Source organism: Rhodococcus sp. WS3, assembly GCF_003797085.1.
Lineage (GTDB): Bacteria > Actinomycetota > Actinomycetes > Mycobacteriales > Mycobacteriaceae > Rhodococcus_F > Rhodococcus_F globerula.
In genome coordinates, this window is record NZ_RKMA01000001.1 from 2,600,652 (window position 1) to 2,616,745 (window position 16,094).

Annotated in this window: 13 protein-coding genes and 2 tRNA genes; 10 read left to right on the forward strand and 5 right to left on the reverse strand. The window is 61.3% G+C overall.

Going from position 1 to position 16,094, the window contains the following annotated elements; genetic code table 11:
• Positions 1-66: 66 nt before the first annotated feature.
• The 6 genes from gyrA to EEB13_RS11825 all read left to right on the forward strand — a co-directional run bounded on the left by gyrA (position 67) and on the right by EEB13_RS11825 (position 7,446).
• Positions 67-2,598, forward strand: a complete 2,532-nt coding sequence (gene gyrA, locus EEB13_RS11800) for a DNA gyrase subunit A (RefSeq protein ID WP_033235313.1) — start codon at positions 67-69, stop codon at positions 2,596-2,598.
• Positions 2,598-3,845 (forward strand): DUF3566 domain-containing protein, encoded by a 1,248-nt coding sequence (locus EEB13_RS11805; protein WP_141485315.1) that lies wholly within the window; start codon positions 2,598-2,600, stop codon positions 3,843-3,845. Before gyrA ends, EEB13_RS11805 begins: the two co-directional genes overlap by 1 nt.
• A 75-nt stretch (positions 3,846-3,920) precedes the next feature.
• Positions 3,921-3,994: transfer RNA gene (locus EEB13_RS11810), tRNA-Ile, on the forward strand.
• 175 nt (positions 3,995-4,169) lie between these two features.
• A tRNA-Ala gene (locus tag EEB13_RS11815) sits at positions 4,170-4,242 on the forward strand.
• 130 nt (positions 4,243-4,372) lie between these two features.
• Complete coding sequence (locus EEB13_RS11820) at positions 4,373-6,040, forward strand: alpha/beta hydrolase (protein WP_033235315.1); 1,668 nt, start codon at positions 4,373-4,375, stop codon at positions 6,038-6,040.
• Between the two features lie 128 nt (positions 6,041-6,168).
• Complete coding sequence (locus EEB13_RS11825; protein WP_045066077.1) at positions 6,169-7,446, forward strand: lipase family protein; 1,278 nt, start codon at positions 6,169-6,171, stop codon at positions 7,444-7,446.
• A 64-nt stretch (positions 7,447-7,510) separates the two neighbouring features.
• Here the strand turns inward: EEB13_RS11825 and EEB13_RS11830 are convergent, their stop codons facing one another.
• The 5 genes from EEB13_RS11830 to EEB13_RS11850 all read right to left on the reverse strand — a co-directional run bounded on the left by EEB13_RS11830 (position 7,511) and on the right by EEB13_RS11850 (position 11,654).
• Positions 7,511-7,939, reverse strand: coding sequence for a hypothetical protein (locus tag EEB13_RS11830; RefSeq protein ID WP_033235316.1), 429 nt, complete (start codon positions 7,937-7,939; stop codon positions 7,511-7,513).
• A gap of 12 nt (positions 7,940-7,951) precedes the next feature.
• Positions 7,952-8,737, reverse strand: a complete 786-nt coding sequence (locus tag EEB13_RS11835) for an amino acid ABC transporter ATP-binding protein (RefSeq protein ID WP_033235317.1) — start codon at positions 8,735-8,737, stop codon at positions 7,952-7,954.
• Complete coding sequence (locus EEB13_RS11840) at positions 8,734-9,474, reverse strand: amino acid ABC transporter permease (protein WP_141485316.1); 741 nt, start codon at positions 9,472-9,474, stop codon at positions 8,734-8,736. The genes EEB13_RS11835 and EEB13_RS11840 overlap by 4 nt, the downstream gene beginning before the upstream one ends.
• A 76-nt stretch (positions 9,475-9,550) precedes the next feature.
• Positions 9,551-10,411, reverse strand: a complete 861-nt coding sequence (locus EEB13_RS11845; protein ID WP_033235319.1) for an ABC transporter substrate-binding protein — start codon at positions 10,409-10,411, stop codon at positions 9,551-9,553.
• Between the two features lie 220 nt (positions 10,412-10,631).
• The gene (locus EEB13_RS11850; RefSeq protein ID WP_033235320.1) at positions 10,632-11,654 is read right to left on the reverse strand and encodes a LacI family DNA-binding transcriptional regulator; all 1,023 of its coding nucleotides are present in this window, start codon (positions 11,652-11,654) and stop codon (positions 10,632-10,634) included.
• 158 nt (positions 11,655-11,812) lie between these two features.
• Here EEB13_RS11850 and EEB13_RS11855 point away from each other — a divergent pair, with 158 nt between their 5' ends.
• Genes EEB13_RS11855 through hydA form a run of 4 tightly spaced genes read left to right on the forward strand, consistent with a single transcriptional unit; the run spans position 11,813 to position 15,744 of the window.
• Positions 11,813-12,781, forward strand: a complete 969-nt coding sequence (locus tag EEB13_RS11855; RefSeq protein ID WP_095887553.1) for a dihydrodipicolinate synthase family protein — start codon at positions 11,813-11,815, stop codon at positions 12,779-12,781.
• On the forward strand, positions 12,771-13,931 hold the full coding sequence (locus EEB13_RS11860) for an NAD(P)/FAD-dependent oxidoreductase (RefSeq protein WP_141485317.1): 1,161 nt from the start codon (positions 12,771-12,773) through the stop codon (positions 13,929-13,931). Before EEB13_RS11855 ends, EEB13_RS11860 begins: the two co-directional genes overlap by 11 nt.
• Positions 13,932-13,963: 32 nt before the next feature.
• Positions 13,964-14,350, forward strand: a complete 387-nt coding sequence (locus EEB13_RS11865) for a gamma-glutamylcyclotransferase (RefSeq protein WP_033235322.1) — start codon at positions 13,964-13,966, stop codon at positions 14,348-14,350.
• Complete coding sequence (gene hydA, locus EEB13_RS11870; RefSeq protein WP_045066088.1) at positions 14,347-15,744, forward strand: dihydropyrimidinase; 1,398 nt, start codon at positions 14,347-14,349, stop codon at positions 15,742-15,744. Before EEB13_RS11865 ends, hydA begins: the two co-directional genes overlap by 4 nt.
• Positions 15,745-16,094 lie beyond the last annotated feature (350 nt).

Here is a 16,094-nt window from a genome sequence, read left to right on the forward strand (position 1 = left end):
TAGCTCCGACAACCACAAAGGCGCACAAGGGGCTCGCCCCCATCTTCTTCTTAAGAAAGTGAACTCATGACCGACACCACGTTGCCACCGGACGGACCGCAGCACGACCGCATCGAACCGGTCGACATCCAGCAGGAAATGCAGAGCAGCTACATCGACTACGCCATGAGCGTCATCGTCGGTCGCGCTCTGCCGGATGTGCGCGACGGCCTCAAGCCCGTGCACCGCCGCGTGCTGTACGCGATGTACGACACCGGCAATCGCCCCGATCGCGGATATGTGAAGTCTGCCCGTCCGGTCGCCGAGACCATGGGTAACTACCACCCCCACGGCGACTCCTCGATCTACGACACCCTGGTCCGTATGGCCCAGCCGTGGTCGCTGCGGTACCCCCTCGTCGACGGTCAGGGCAACTTCGGTTCCCGTGGCAACGACGGCGCCGCCGCCATGCGTTACACGGAGTGCCGGCTCACTCCGCTCGCCATGGAGATGTTGCGTGAAATCGACCACGACACAGTCGATTTCACACCGAACTACGACGGTAAGACGCAGGAACCGACGGTTCTCCCCAGCCGTGTTCCGAACCTGCTGATCAACGGCTCCAACGGCATTGCCGTCGGTATGGCCACCAACATTCCGCCGCACAACCTGCGTGAAGTTGCCGAAGCCATCTACTGGGCACTCGAGAACTACGAAGCCGACGAGGAATCCACTCTCGCTGCCGTCATGGAGCGGGTCAAGGGACCGGACTTCCCGACGCACGGCCTCATCGTGGGCGGCCAGGGTATTCAGGACGCCTACACCACCGGTCGCGGCTCCGTCCGTATGCGCGGTGTGGTCGAGGTCGAAGAAGATGCCAAGGGCCGCACCACAATTGTCATCACCGAGCTGCCCTACCAGGTCAACCCTGACAACCTGATCACCTCCATCGCGGATCAGGTTCGTGACGCCAAGATCGCCGGCATCTCCGATATTCACGACGAGTCTTCCGACCGCGTCGGCATGCGCATCGTTGTCACGGTCAAGCGTGACGCCGTTGCCAAGGTTGTGTTGAACAACCTGTACAAGCACACGCAGCTGCAGACCAGCTTCGGCTGCAACATGCTGTCCATCGTCGACGGTGTGCCGCGCACGCTGCGCCTCGACCAGATGATTCGTCTGTACACGACGCATCAGCTCGAGGTCATCGTCCGTCGTACCCAGTACCTGCTCCGTAAGGCCGAAGAGCGCGCTCACATCTTGCGTGGTCTGGTCAAGGCTCTCGACGCTTTGGACGAGGTCATCGCCTTGATCCGTGCGTCGCAGACCGTCGACGTCGCCCGGGCCGGATTGATGAACCTCCTCGACGTCGACGAGATTCAGGCCGACGCGATCCTCGCGATGCAGCTGCGACGTCTGGCCGCCCTCGAGCGTCAGAAGATCGTCGACGAATTGGCCGAAATCGAAATCGAAATCGCCGATTACAAGGACATTCTGGCCAAGCCTGAGCGTCAGCGCGCGATCGTTCGTGACGAGCTCAAGGAAATTGTCGACAAGTACGGCGACGACCGTCGTACTCGCATCATCGCCGCCGACGGCGACGTCAACGACGAAGACCTCATCGCCCGTGAGGACGTTGTTGTCACGATCACCGAGACCGGCTACGCCAAGCGCACCAAGACCGACCTGTACCGCTCGCAGAAGCGCGGCGGCAAGGGCGTTCAGGGTGCCGGCCTCAAGCAGGACGACATCGTCTCGCACTTCTTCGTCAGTTCGACGCACGACTGGCTGCTGTTCTTCACCACGAAGGGCCGCGTCTACCGCGCCAAGGCATACGAACTGCCCGAGGCCAGCCGCACCGCTCGAGGTCAGCATGTCGCCAACCTGCTGGCCTTCCAGCCGGACGAGCGCATCCAGTCCGTCATCCAGATCAAGACGTACGACGACGCGCCTTACCTGGTACTTGCCACCCGCAACGGTCTGGTCAAGAAGTCCAAGCTCACGGACTTCGACTCCAACCGCAGCGGCGGCATCGTTGCCATCAACCTGCGGGGCGACGACGAATTGGTCGGAGCTGTTCTGTGCTCCGCCGACGACGATCTGCTTCTCGTCTCGGCACAGGGCCAGTCGATCCGTTTCTCGGCCACTGACGAAGCACTACGGCCCATGGGTCGCGCAACGTCCGGTGTCCAGGGCATGCGCTTCAACGGCGAGGACGAGCTGCTCTCGCTCAACGTCGTCCGTGAAGGCAAGTTCCTGCTGGTCGCCACTTCCGGTGGTTACTCCAAGCGAACCGGCATGGAGGACTACCCGGTCCAGGGTCGCGGCGGCAAGGGCGTACTCACCATTCAGTACGACAAGAAACGTGGCACTCTGGTCGGAGCGCTCATCGTCGACGACGACGACGAGCTGTACGCGATCACCTCGGGCGGCGGCGTCATCAGGACAGCTGCCAAGCAGGTTCGTAAGGCCGGACGCCAGACCAAGGGCGTGCGTCTGATGAACCTCGGCGAAGGCGACACCTTGCTCGCAATTGCGCGCAACGCCGACGAACCCGAAGAGATCGCTGCCGCAAACACCGACAGTGCAGACAATGCCGATGGAGCTAAGGAGTCCTAGTGAGCACTCCCAACCAGCCGGGCAGTGACCAGAAGAGCACGAGCACTTCCGGTTCGACGCCCCCAAAGCCGGAGCAGCCAGCTGCTCCGGCGGGTGCAGGGGGCTCGCAGTCTCCCGTTGAGGCTTCGAAACCTCCGGCCGCTGGTAAGCCAAGCGGCTCTGCCGCCGATTCCAAGGCTGTGGCCGACAAGTCGGCACAGCCTGCGGCTGGGAAGAGTTCACCGGCTGCTCCCGCTGCCCCGAAGGCACCTGACGCGCCTGCACCGGCTAATCAGGCACGGGGTAATCAGGCGCCGCCGTGGCAGCGTGGTCAGCAGCAGTCAGGTCCGCAGCAGCCTGTTACACAGCAGGCAGGGGCACAGCAGCCTGTTTCTCAGCAGCCTGTTTCTCAGCAGCCTGGGGTGCAGCAGCGCGAACCCCAGACCAACATCACCCGTCCGGCTGCGCCGCGACCCGAGGTTCGGAAGGGGCCTGCGCCTGCTGCCGGGAAACCGCCGGTCGGTCCGCCGAACCAGCGGCCAACAGGTCCTGGATCTCCGTCGCAGCCGCCGGCTCGGCCGGTGGTCACGGGAACGGCTGCTCCGAAGGTCACGAACAACGCGGCCATGAACAACGCGGTCGACAACAAGACCGTCGCGAACAAGACCGTCGCCGACAAGACTGTGGCGAATAAGACGGTTGCCCCGCCGAAGGGGCCCAACGCACCGGCCGGAAATGCTCCGGCCGGTCCCCGGGCCAAGGCTGCGGCGATCGACGGTCCGACTCGGCATATCAGCCGCAAGGATCTGCCGAAGGACATGCCGGACCTCTCCGAGGCGAAGCATCCCCTGCCGCAGGCGGCCGTTGGTGACAAAAATCACGTCGCTGCCGTTGCGGCTGCGTCCGGCGGGGGGCCTTTACGGGCGACGGTGCAGATTCGTCGTATCGATCCGTGGTCCACGCTCAAGATCACTTCTGTGATCTCGGTTTCACTTTTCTTCGTGTGGATGGTGGCTGTCGGTCTTCTGTACGTCGTTTTGGACGGTATGGGCGTCTGGGACCGCCTGAACAACGCTTTTACGGACATCGTGTCCGATGGCGGATCCGACGGACTGGTGACAGCGGGGCAAGTCTTCGGCTATTCCGCAGTGATCGGTTTGGCGAACATGGTGTTGTTCACCGCGCTCGTCACGATCGGATCGTTCATCTACAACCTCTGCAGTGACTTGGTTGGCGGCGTCGAGGTAACTCTCGCAGACCGCGACTGACCTGCATAAACGTTGCCCCACCGGACCCGTTTTGGTGTTAGCGGGCCGGTGGGGTAATCTTTGAAACCGGTTCAGGGGCCTATAGCTCAGGTGGTTAGAGCGCTTTACTGATAATGAAGAGGTCGGAGGTTCAAGTCCTCCTAGGCCCACTCCTTGTGCCGAAGAAGGGTTGCTGGAATGAAGGTTTTCCTGCTTGTCGGGGCTAGCATTCTGGTGTCTCTCGTAGTCACCAAGTTGATCAAAAGTCAGCGCGGAGACAAGGTTTGGCACGATTTGGAAACAAGCTAGAACATAGGTACTCTGACTCCGGTCGGAAAACCGAACGGGGCCTTAGCTCAGTTGGTAGAGCGCTGCCTTTGCAAGGCAGATGTCAGGAGTTCGAATCTCCTAGGCTCCACAGTAAGAAAACACCCTCCCGGGAAACTGGGAGGGTGTTTTTGTATGTGCGCACCCAGATCGTGAGAATTAGCATGCCGACTGGGCGGTACGGTGCCTGAAATCGGACGCTCTGCGCTTACGATTCCCGCATGAGATCTGTGTGGGACCGCATACGCCGCTATTGCGGGACGCTTCATCCTGTCGGCCTTGCCTTTGCACTGGTGTTTTTCACCTGGTCGATGACCCCGTCGCTCCTGCCCCGAGTGTGGTACTTGCAGGGCGTTGCGACGGGCATTTCGCTGGCAATGGGTTATGCGATCGGAACTCTGGTCGCGTGGACGGTTCGTAAGTGTGGCGTCGAACCGCAGTGGTCGGAGCGCACGAAGAAGATCGCGTGGCGGACGATGGCGGTGGTGGCCGTGATCGCGGTTCCGCTCTTCTTGATTCTGGGGGCGCGGTGGCAGCGGATCGTCCGTGAACTTGTCGGTATGCCGCGTGACAGTGCGGCAAACTACCTTCTGGTTGCGCTCATTTCGCTGTTCATCTGGTTCATTCTGCTCGAGGCATCGCGGGGCATTCGCCATTCCACGAACCGCCTTTCGCAGTTCGCATTGCGGTTCGTCCCGAAGGAAGCGGCGAAGGTCGCCAGCCTTGTTGTGGTTCTCGCTCTTGCTGTCTTTGTCGTGAACGGTGCGCTGTACAACGGGTTGATCGCGTTCGCGAACTGGAGCTTCTCTGGTGCGGATACCGAAACTCCGGACGGTATCGAACAGCCGCTCATTGCCGAACGCAGTGGTTCACCGATGTCTGCGGAAGCCTGGGACTCGCTGGGGCAGGAAGGGCGCACCTTCATGGGTAGTGGCCCCACCGCGGCGGAGATCACGGCGCTGACGGGGCGTGAGGCGAAGCAGCCGATCCGCGTGTATGCCGGGCGTGAGTCCTCGGATTCGATTCGCGGCGTGGCAAACCGGGTTGTGGACGAACTCAAGCGCACCGGTGGGTTCGACCGCGGAACTCTGGCCGTCGTGACAACCACGGGTCGTGGTTGGGTCAACGAGGATGTGGCGTCGGCGTTCGAATATGTCGAGGACGGTGACACCGCCATTGCGTCGATGCAGTACTCGTTCCTGCCGAGTCCGTTGGCCTTCATCGCGGACCGCGAAACTCCGATGGTTGCCGGCCGCGCGTTGTTCAACGCTGTTTTTGCGGAGTGGATCAACCTGCCCGTGGAGACGCGTCCCGAGTTGGTTGTGTTCGGTGAGAGCCTTGGTTCGTACGGCGGCCAGGCAGCTTTTGCCGGGGACCAGGACATGATGACGCGCGTCGACGGAGCTTTGTGGGTGGGCACACCCAACTTCACGGAGCAGTGGCAGGAGATCACGAACAATCGTGACTCTGGTTCGCGGGAGATCCTTCCCGTGATCGACGGCGGCGAGTCGATCCGTTTTGCCGCTGATCCGATCGACCTGGAGCTCGAGGCCGACTGGGCTGACGATCGAATCGTCTACTGGCAGCACGCCAGTGACCCCATCACGTGGTGGTCGTTCGACCTCCTCCTCAACAAGCCGGACTGGTTGAGCGAAAAGCCGGAGGGTCGCGACGTGGATCCGGGTATGACGTGGATTCCTCTTGTGACGTTCTGGCAGGTCACGCTCGACATGGTGTTCTCGGCGGATGTTCCGTCGGGTCATGGGCACAACTACGGCGAAGATGCCGCGGACATGTGGGCCAACATCTTGCATCCGACGACGTGGACGCCGGAGAACACCGAGCAGTTGCGTGCGCTCCTGACCAACAATGTGGAGCCGACGAAATAGGTGAAAGTAGCTGTACAGCAACGACTCTAAGGTTCTTTCCTTACCGGTAAGTTTGTTTTGCGGTATATGTTACCCTGCGTTCACTGTGTGTCAGAGCACAGTGCAAACGACGTGGGGAGAACGTGAACGTGAAGAACCGAATGTGGTGGGCAGCAGGCCTGTCCGTTGCAGCACTGGTGGTCAGTGCTGCAACGGCGCCGTTCGCGGCAGCTGAGCCGGCGGATTTCTACACTCCGCCGACTGAACTGCCCGCCGGGGACAACGGCGACCTCATTCGCAGTGAGCCGACGCCCTTGCTTCTCAGCGTGCCGGGATCGAATGGTCCGTGGCCGGCTACCGCCACCAAGATCATGTACCGCAGCGAAGACGCCACTGGTGCTCCCGTTGCAGTCACCGGCACGTATCTCGAGCCGACAAACCCGTGGACCGGGCAGGGGGCGCGTCCACTGGTTGCCAGCGCAGTAGGTACTCACGGACAAGGTGACCAGTGTGCCCCGTCCAAGCTGTTCAACACCGGACTGGAATACAGGTTTCCGACGGACGTGATGGTCGGCTACGAGTCCATCTGGGTGAATATGTTGTTGCTCAACGGCATTGCCGTTGTGGTCACCGACTACGACGGGCTGGGAACGCCGGGCGACCACACGTACGTGAACCGCGCCGCCGAAGCGCACGCCGTCCTCGATTCGGTGCGGGCTGCGCAGCAACTTCCGAACACCAGCATTCCCGACAACGGGCCCGTCGGCCTGTGGGGTTATTCGCAGGGTGGCGGCGCTGCCGCTGCAGCAACGGAGCTGAAGCCGTCGTACGCCCCGGAGCTCGATCTGAAGGGCACGTACGCGGGCGCTCCTCCGGCTGATCTGGAAGCCACCCTCGAGCAGATCGACGGCACATTTCTCACCGGCTTGATCGGATACGCGCTCAACGGAATCGTGGCTCAGTACCCCGACGTGGAGCCGCTACTCGACGCGGAAATCAACGATCGTGGACGCGCGATGCTCGCGGCGACCAAAAATCAGTGCGTCGGCGAGACGGGCCTGCAATTTGCCTTCCAGAAGACGTCGGAGTTCACGAAATCGGGCGAATCGTTGTCGGTTGTGCTCGATCGCTTGCCCGTTGCACAGGGGATCCTGGCAGAACAGAAGATCGGCAACCTGACGCCGACGTCGCCGGTCCTGATCCAGCACGGGCGAGCTGACGACATCGTGCCGTTCGGCCAGGGACAGGAACTCGCGCGGGAATGGTGCAGCAACGGCGCGACGGTGCAGTTCTCCGTCAACGAGCTGCCCTCTGTCGCTCCGGGTGTTGCACTGGGCCACCTAGCCCCGTACATCACGGGAACCCCGGAATCCATCGGCTACATGATCGATCGGTTCAACAACGTTCCGGCGCCGTCGAACTGCTGACTGGCGCTCACCAACGAAGAGAGGCCCGGAACACACTGTGTTCCGGGCCTCTTAGCTTCAAGATCTACGCAGTCTGTTCGTCCACTCGCGGCGGAGCCGACGCCACCGGCGGGTGCTCGCGGTGGCGGCTCTTGTAGAAAACAGCTCCACCGATCACAGCCACACCGGCAATGACGAACAGGCCGATGCGCTTACGTCCACGCGGCTTCGGTTCACGCTCTGCGCGCGCCGCTGACTTGGCGGGGAGGGACTTTGCACACTCCACGCCCTTCTTGGCGAGAACAGCGCTCTGACGGCCCAGGAACAGGCCGAGCTGTCCGGCGCCACGGGCAGTTGCCGTGGCGACCACAGCGGCGATGCGACGGGCGTTGTCGGCTGCGTCAGATTCCTTGATGCGGGTTGCTGTTTCCTCGAAAGAGTCTTCGACGCGGGCCACGGCCTGGTCGAACGTGTCGGGAAGCTGGCTGCTGAGGGACTCGGTCACTCGTGTCATGACTCCACTTTGTCACAGGATCTGCCCCAGGAACGCCCGGGTGCGAGGATTCCGAGGGTTGTCGAAGAATTGATCCGGAGCAGCGTCTTCGACGATCTTGCCGTCACTCATGAAAACGATGCGATCCGCGGCAGCGCGGGCAAATGCCATTTCATGGGTGACCACCACCATGGTCATACCTTCGTCGCGAAGCCGGACCATCACGTCAAGCACCTCCTTGACCATTTCCGGGTCGAGCGCCGAGGTCGGCTCGTCGAAAAGCATGACGCTCGGCTTCATGGCCAGTGCTCGGGCGATGGCCACGCGTTGTTGTTGTCCGCCGGAGAGCTGGGAGGGGTAGTTCTCGGCTTTGTCGGATAACCCGACCAGGGCGAGGAGTTCGCGCGCCTGCGCCTGGGCTTCGTCCTTGGGTACTCCCTGTACGTGACGTGGGCCGGCTGCGACGTTCTCCACAGCGGTCATCATCGGGAAGAGGTTGAAATTCTGGAACACCATCCCGGTGCCCTGCCGTTGTTTCGCGATCTGTGCTTCGCTGCGCAAGCGCCGTTTGCCGTTGCTGTCGACGTAGCCCATCGATTCGCCACATACTTCGACGATCCCTGAGTCGATGATCTCGAGGCAGTTGAGGGTGCGCAGGAGGGTGCTCTTGCCGCTACCGGACGGTCCGAGCAGCAGTACAACTTCGCCCTCGGCGACGCTGAAATCGATGCCGTCGAGTACCCGGACGTCGTTGAAGGACTTGATCATGTTCTCGACGCGAACAACCGTTGTGGCGGCGGCAATGTCGGTGGTGGTCATCTGTTCACTGCTTCCGCTAGCTGAGCCGACTCGGCGACATTTGCATCGCCGGAAGTGTTCTTGCGCTTGTAGTTACGGTCGTATCCCCGGCCGGCGCGGGCTTCGAGTACACGCTGAATCATTCCCCAGGCAGTGGTCAGGACGAGGAAGTACAGAGCCGCCGCGCACAGGCCTTCGAGTACTCGGAAGTTGACCTGTACCAGAAACTGTGTGCGCCGCAACAACTCTTGGACCGAGATGACCGATACCAAGGTTGTGGTCTTGAGCAATCCGTTGAAGCTGTTGCCCAGCGGAGGAATCATGACGCGAAATGCCTGGGGTAGCACTACAACTCGGAATACCTTGAACGGTGACATGCCCAGCGCCCGGGCCGCCTCGGTCTGACCGGCCGGCACCGACATCAGTCCGGACCGGACGATCTCGGACAGGTAGGCGGCTTCGTTGAGAACAAGCCCGAGTAGGGCGGACTCGATGACTCCGAGCTTGATTCCCACCTGAGGCAAGCCGGTATAGATGATGACCAATTGCACCAGTAGGGGAGTGCCGCGCATCAACCACACGTAGAAGCCGACGATTGCCCGCAGAATCCACCAGCGGGAGGAGCGTGCCGCAGCAACGACGACGGCCAGCATCAGGCCGAGAACCATGCTGACGACAGTGAGCCAGATGGTGACCCATGCGCCCTCGAGCAGCTGCTTACTGGTCAAGATCGAGAAGAATGCATCCCAGGACCACATGGGGTTACCTTTCGGCTAGATGAGCGGAGCTCAGCGTTGAAGATGAGCGGAGCTCAGGGCTGAAGATGAGCGGAGCTCAGGGCTGCAGCGGGCCGGTACTGACGGAGATATCGCCGTCGTAACCGTCGACGCCGTATTCCTCGAACAGAGCGGGGAGGTAGCCGTCGGCACGCATGTCGGTGAGGACGCGCGCCACCTCGACGGCAGTTTTGCTGCCTTGGGAGAATCCGAGGGCCAAGGGTGAGTTGTTGATACCGTCGACGCCCGTCTCGAAGCGGCCGTCCTTCTGATAGAAGGAGGTTACCGAGCTCACGATCGCCGCCCCGTCCGCTTGTCCTGCCGAAAGTGCTTGGTAAGCATCAGCATTCGTCTTGAATGTTTGCACGTTCATGGTCGGCTTGCCGGCGGCGCTGAATGTCTCGTTCAATGCGTTGAGCGTGTCGAACTCGTATCCCGGTGCCTCGACGGCGATGGTCTTACCGGCCAGATCGTCGACGGACGAGATGGACTCGGGGTTTCCTGCCGGCACCGAGACGGATACCGCCTGTACCTCGTAGGGAACGAGCGAGATGGTCTCGGCGCGAGCCGGTGTGTAGAACATCCCGGTGTCGATCATGTCCCAACGGCCGCTCTGCACGCCGGGGATCTGGGCGTCGAACTCGATGTTGACGAAGTCGGCGCGCAGGCACAGGCGGTTCGCGATCTCCTTGCCCAGGTCAACGCGCATTCCGACGACCTTGCCTGACTCGTCCACGTACTGCATCGGTGGGAGCGTGGCGTTGGTGGCGATGGTGAGGGTGCCTTCTTCTGCGAGGTCCGATGATCCCAGCGTGGGGGTGCAGTCGGTGGGAGCGGCAGTGTCGTCGCTTCCCGATCCACAGGCTGTGAGGGTGGCTGCCAAAGCGGTGGCGGCTGCGACTGCGAGGATTCTGCGCATTTTTCGAGTTGCCTTTCGGGAGTGGCTTCCGCCTACATTTTTTTTCGGGCTCCAAAGCACATTTTGGGGAGGCTCTGAATCGTCCGAATCAGTTTCATGGGATCGATTGCACTGAGCTTGGCACGCGATTGATGAAGGGTCAACGCCGTTAACGCGAGAGATACCGACGAAACGAACTGTTAACGAAACAGCGTGTCGTGCGCCACGATCGTTGCTGTTTTCAGTGACCTCCGTCATGTGGCGCGCAGGAATTTCGGTCGATCAGCGTCGAGCCGATCCGGTAGGTACGGCCATGGTCTTCTTTGCCGAGTTTCCCCGAATCTATTTGCTGGAAAAGAAGATCCATTGCGACATTGGCCAGTTGTACTGCACCGTTGTCAATCGTGGTGATCGCGGGTTGCCACATCTCTAGCCACGGCATGTCCTCGTGGCACACCAGGGACAACTCGTTCGGAATGCTCACGCCACGGCCGACGAGGGTGGGAAGGATGCCGAAAACCGCTTCGTGGTTGGCGGCGTACAACGCAGTCATCTTCGGCGCGTGATCGAGCAGGGAACCTATTGCCTCGGCTCCGAAATACGTTGTGAAAGAGCCTTTTCTGACCAGTGATTCATCCACCTCGACGCCGTACTCTGCCAGCGCGCGGCGGTATCCCTCGAACCGTTCACGGCCGGACGTCGCGTCGTCGGTGCCGCCGATATAGCCGATGTTGCGGTGGCCGAGTGCGAGTAGATGACGGGTAGCGAACATGGCACCGTCGATGTCGTCGGCAAGAACGTTGGGTGCTTTGCTGCCTTCCACAGTCCGAATGAGGTTGACGACGGCGCTTCCCGAGAGCAGGTCGTTGGTCGCGGTGGCGTTACGGCCGCTACCGATCACGATCGTCCCGTCCACGCCGTGCTCGGCCAGCATCTCGAGCACGTCACGTTCACGCGACACATCAGCGTCTGTGATGCAGAGGATGACTTGAAAACCCTTGTCCGACGCTCTTTTTTGCACTACTTCGGCGACCGTGTGGAACGACGCGTTGAGCAGGTTGTTCATCACGAGACCGATGAGGTGTGACCGCCGGGAGCGCAGCGCGCTCGCGGCGCGATTGGGGCGGTACTGCAGCTTGCGCGCGGCTTCCTGCACGGCCGCCCTGGTCTGCGGAGAGATCAACGCCGATCCACTCAATGCGCGTGATGCAGTGCTTCGCGAAACACCGGCGGCGTTTGCGACATCGATCAGGGTGACTGTCATCGTGTCCTCTTGGCTTCATTGACTGCGTGGTTGCTTCATTCGACTATGCCCGTGTTACGAGTCTGTTTCCTGGCTTGACGATTTTACCGGTTCGGAGCAATGTATGGAATCGATCCCATTCGCACAGTCTGTGCATCTCCATCGAGAGGTCTACTTCTATGAATCGCGACGATGTCGCTTGGTCGGGCTATTGGCCCGCGTCTCCCACCCCGTTCGACGCTGCTGGAGCGGTGGATGTCGATGCATTTGCCGAGCTCATGGATCTCTACGCACGTATGGGCGTCGACGGAGTTCTGATCAACGGCAGCACCGGTGAGTGGTTTTCCCAGACCCATGCCGAGCGCAAACTTGTCGCCGAGGTGGCAGTGAGCGCCGTGAGTGGTCGCTTCCCCGTGCTGATCGGAGTGAGCGCATACACGGCTGACGAATCACGGCGACTCGCGAAGCACGCGGCCGGCACCGGTGCGGACGGAATTCTTGCGACCCCGCCGCCGTACGTTCACACGTCGGCCGACGAGACGGTTGCGTACTACGAAAGTGTTTCCACAGCAACAGATCTACCGTTCATGGCGTACAACTGGCCGCGCGGGGTCTCGGTGGACATGGGTAAGATTCCCGGATTATTCGCCCGCATCGCGGATCTAGAGAATGTGGTGGCGATCAAGGACAGCACCGGCGATTGGCTGAGCATGCTCGACACCGTCGAGCAGTTCTCTTCGCAGGTAAGGGTTTTCGGTAGTTTCCTGCATCGCCGCGGACTGGCCGCGCTTCTCGAACTCGGTGGTGACGGCAACATCGACGGCGGTGGCGTCGGCGCTCCCTTCGGTGTCCCCTTCTATCGCGCTGTTGCCGCAAAAGATGCTGCGGCAGCGCAGGAATGGGCCGACCGTTACCGCGCACTTTCCGGTGCGCTGATCAACGGTGACTACAGCGGTATTCACGCGTCACCGATTCCCCAGCTCAAAGCGGTCATGAACCTGCTGGGGCAGCCAGGCGGTCACGTGCGGGAACCGCTGCTGCCGGTCACCGACCCGAGCATCATCGAAGCCCTGCAGTCGATCATCGATCGATCCGGCATAGCCGAAGCCAGCGCACATACGTCGAAGGAGTTCACACATGTCCACTGAGTTCATGACCAGCGAGGTCGATGTCGTGATCATCGGTGCCGGAATTGTGGGAGCTGCAGCGGCATTTCGACTGACCGATGCAGGCTTCCGTGTCGTGGTGCTTGATCGGTCGGTACCCAATTGCGCCGGATCGGGAACGACGGCCGGAAATTTGCACATTCAGACGATTCACACGCGCCGACCCGGTCAGGGTGTGGCACTGGATGTGCGTCGTCTGCTTCCACTGCAGCTAGCGGCGAGTCAGTTGTGGGATCAGCTCGAGCACGATGTTCCCGGCGGTGTCGGCCTGGTCCGCTGCGGCGGTTACATGGTTGCCGAGACCGAGGAGCAGTGTGCCGCTCTGGTACAGAAGCACGAATGGGAACGGGAAGTTGGAATTCCGACCCGTCTTCTCACCGGTGACGAAGTACGCCAAGAGCTTCCGTTACTCGGATCGACCATTGCCGGTGCCAGCTGGTGCGGCTTGGACGGTTACGCGGAACCCGATATCGCGGGCCCGGCTCTCCTGGCGGAAGCGGTCGCTCGTGGTGCGCAGCTGGCTACCGATACCAAGGTCACGGCAATCGAGCGGATCGGTGAATCCTGGAACGTCAGTACCGCGAAGGGGACGTGGCAGGCACCCCACGTGGTCAATGCTGCGGGTCCGTGGATGGCAGAGGTCGCCGCGATGGTCGACGTGCAACTGGAACTGCGGGCTCTGTCGCTGCAAATGCACACCCTTGCCGCCCCGCCCGAAACCTTGAATGTGTTGGTACAGCACGTCGGTGAGGGTATTTCGATCAAGCAGGACAGGCGCAATCGCATAGTGCTCGGCGGTGGATGGCCCGCAGGACAGTTCCGGACTGCAGGTGCGGCACCGATCCGCGAGGAGAGCATCGCGGGCAATCTCGCCCAGACTGGGCGGTTGATGCCGGGCCTCGGTGAGATCGAGCTGTCCGACGTCTGGACCGGCCCGGTTGTGACCACACCGGACGAATTGCCGATCATCGGTGAACTCGAGAGTGCACCAGGCGTTTTTGTTGCGGGTGGAACCTATTCGTTCACCTTTGCGTCGCTGTGGGCCGACGTCCTCACAGCTCTGGTCCAGGGCAAGGAACCGGCTGTCGATGTCAGTTCCTTCGGGCCGGCGCGACTGACCGCCTCTCACTGATACCAACGTTATTCGAACTAGAGGAGACAAGAATGGCAACCGTGACGATGTTCGTGAACGGGCAAGCACTGTCCGGCGGAACACTGAACGACGCGCTGGCAGGGGCAACGTTCCTGGGTGCGGCCGATACCGCGCCGAACTACCAGTTCTTCTCCGTGCGAGACGAATTCCCCGGATTGCACCCGGTGGCCGAAGGTGGATTCACCGTGCCCGGTGAGCTGTACGAGGTCGACTACGACCTCCTTCGACTCGAACTGCTGCCCCGTGAGCCGGAGGAGTTGGAACTGGGCGTGATTCTTCTTGCCGACGGACGAGGGTCGTTGTCCATGCGCATGCGGGCCGAGTGGCTGGATCGTCCCGAGGTGGTGGACATCAGCGACCGCGGCGGCTGGCGTGCGTACCTTGCGAGTAAGTCGTGACCACCTCCCCACTCACTGTTGTGCGGGGCGGAACGCTGGTGGAGTCGTCGTGGAGCGGGCTTGCCGATCTGGTGATGCGCGACGGCAAAATCATCGCAATAGTAGAGCCGGGCGGGCTGATTCCGGACGGTGCGACGGTGCTCGACGCTACGGGGAAGCTGGTTATGCCGGGTGGGGTGGATCCGCACTGCCACGTCGGGTTCACGTCGGGTGAATTCACGTCGCTCGATTCCTACGCCGAATGCACCACCGCCGCAGTGTTCGGCGGCACCACTACGATCATCGATTTTGCGATACCTAGGCCGGGTCAGGATCCGCTGGATGCGGCGGACAAGCTCCGAACCAAATCTACTGAGGGTCTGTGTGATTCGGCTCTACACGGATGTGTTGTCGAATGGGACGATACGACGGCCGATCAACTGGCTACGATGGCTGCCGCCGGAATCCGCACGGTCAAGATGTTCACGACCTATGCCGGCGAGTCGATGGCCGACGAACACACCATTCTGCGCACCATGCAAACCACGCGTGATCTTGGTGGCATGGTGATCATTCACTGCGAATCGGACGCCATTGTCGGTGACGCGCAGAATGCCGCCGCCAGTTGTGGGCACATCGATGCGGCCGGGATGGCGACCACGCGTCCGGAATTAGCTGAAACAGCCTCGGTAGCAGCAGTATTGGCTATTGCTGAATCGCAACGGGCGCCGGTGTACTTTGTGCATCAATCGTCGGCGGCGGCTGTCGAACTGGTTGCCGATGCTCGCAAGCGTGGGTTGGTAGCCTTCACCGAGGTCGTGGCACATCATGTGACACTGGATGATTCGGAGTACCAAGGCTCAGAACCGGAACGATTTGTGTGCTGCCCACCGCTGCGTTCACGCGGTACCGTCGACGGATTGGGTAAGCACCTCTTCACCGGTCACATCACGACCATCGGTTCCGATCACTGCTGCTACGACACCGTTCAGAAGCGTCAACACCGCCACGATGTTCGTCATATGCCGAACGGCTTGCCTGGCGTCGAGACTCGCCTGCCCGTCGTATTCTCGAAGTTTGTTGCGGCCAACGGTCTGTCGCCGACTCGTTTTGTGCAGTTGACGGCTGCCAATCCGGCTCGCACCAATGGGCTCTATCCGCGCAAGGGTTCGATCATGCCGGGTTCCGATGCCGATGTAGCTATCTGGGACCCGGATCTGGAATGGACCGTCTCGGACGCCGACCTGCACATGGCCACCGACTACACGCCCTACGAAGGTCGGCGGCTGCGCGGAAAGCCGGTGACCGTTGTTGTCGGTGGTCACGTCGTCGTCCATGACGGGATTCTGGTGGACGACACTCCACGGGGACGCCATCTACCCGCCGCGCCGCTGGATTTCACGTCGATGTGTTAGATCTTGTTGCGGTAGTTGAGCTGTGGAGCCACAGTCGGGCGGGAGCGCAGCCCCACAGTTCAACAGCGCGTGGTCAGTGCAGGTGTGGTGTCAGCCGAGCGATCCGCTGAAGAAATCGAGGGCGCTGAAGAGATCGGTGAAGGCGCCGAAAAGATCAGTCAGGTAGCTCAGGTCCATGGTGTGTGCCTTTCGTTGGTGATTGCGCTGATGTGCGCATCTCGAATGATTCCAGCGCTCCCTGGTAACGAGGTTCCGTGAAACTGGCGATCGCCTGGGAAAGCCTGAACGCTGGCTTTTGCCCCGGTTTGGCAGCCTCACATCCATCGGAAGCCAGACAATGGCACGATGGG

What these genes read in the sequence shown, in the direction of transcription:
- gyrA (WP_033235313.1), top strand. Translation starts at nt 67, where the DNA reads ATGACCGACACCACGTTGCCACCGGACGGACCGCAGCACGACCGCATC.
- EEB13_RS11820 (WP_033235315.1), top strand. Translation starts at nt 4,373, where the DNA reads ATGAGATCTGTGTGGGACCGCATACGCCGCTATTGCGGGACGCTTCAT.
- EEB13_RS11830 (WP_033235316.1), bottom strand. Translation starts at nt 7,939, where the DNA reads ATGACACGAGTGACCGAGTCCCTCAGCAGCCAGCTTCCCGACACGTTC.
- EEB13_RS11835 (WP_033235317.1), bottom strand. Translation starts at nt 8,737, where the DNA reads ATGACCACCACCGACATTGCCGCCGCCACAACGGTTGTTCGCGTCGAG.
- EEB13_RS11840 (WP_141485316.1), bottom strand. Translation starts at nt 9,474, where the DNA reads ATGTGGTCCTGGGATGCATTCTTCTCGATCTTGACCAGTAAGCAGCTG.
- EEB13_RS11845 (WP_033235319.1), bottom strand. Translation starts at nt 10,411, where the DNA reads ATGCGCAGAATCCTCGCAGTCGCAGCCGCCACCGCTTTGGCAGCCACC.
- EEB13_RS11850 (WP_033235320.1), bottom strand. Translation starts at nt 11,654, where the DNA reads ATGACAGTCACCCTGATCGATGTCGCAAACGCCGCCGGTGTTTCGCGA.
- EEB13_RS11855 (WP_095887553.1), top strand. Translation starts at nt 11,813, where the DNA reads ATGAATCGCGACGATGTCGCTTGGTCGGGCTATTGGCCCGCGTCTCCC.
- EEB13_RS11860 (WP_141485317.1), top strand. Translation starts at nt 12,771, where the DNA reads ATGTCCACTGAGTTCATGACCAGCGAGGTCGATGTCGTGATCATCGGT.
- EEB13_RS11865 (WP_033235322.1), top strand. Translation starts at nt 13,964, where the DNA reads ATGGCAACCGTGACGATGTTCGTGAACGGGCAAGCACTGTCCGGCGGA.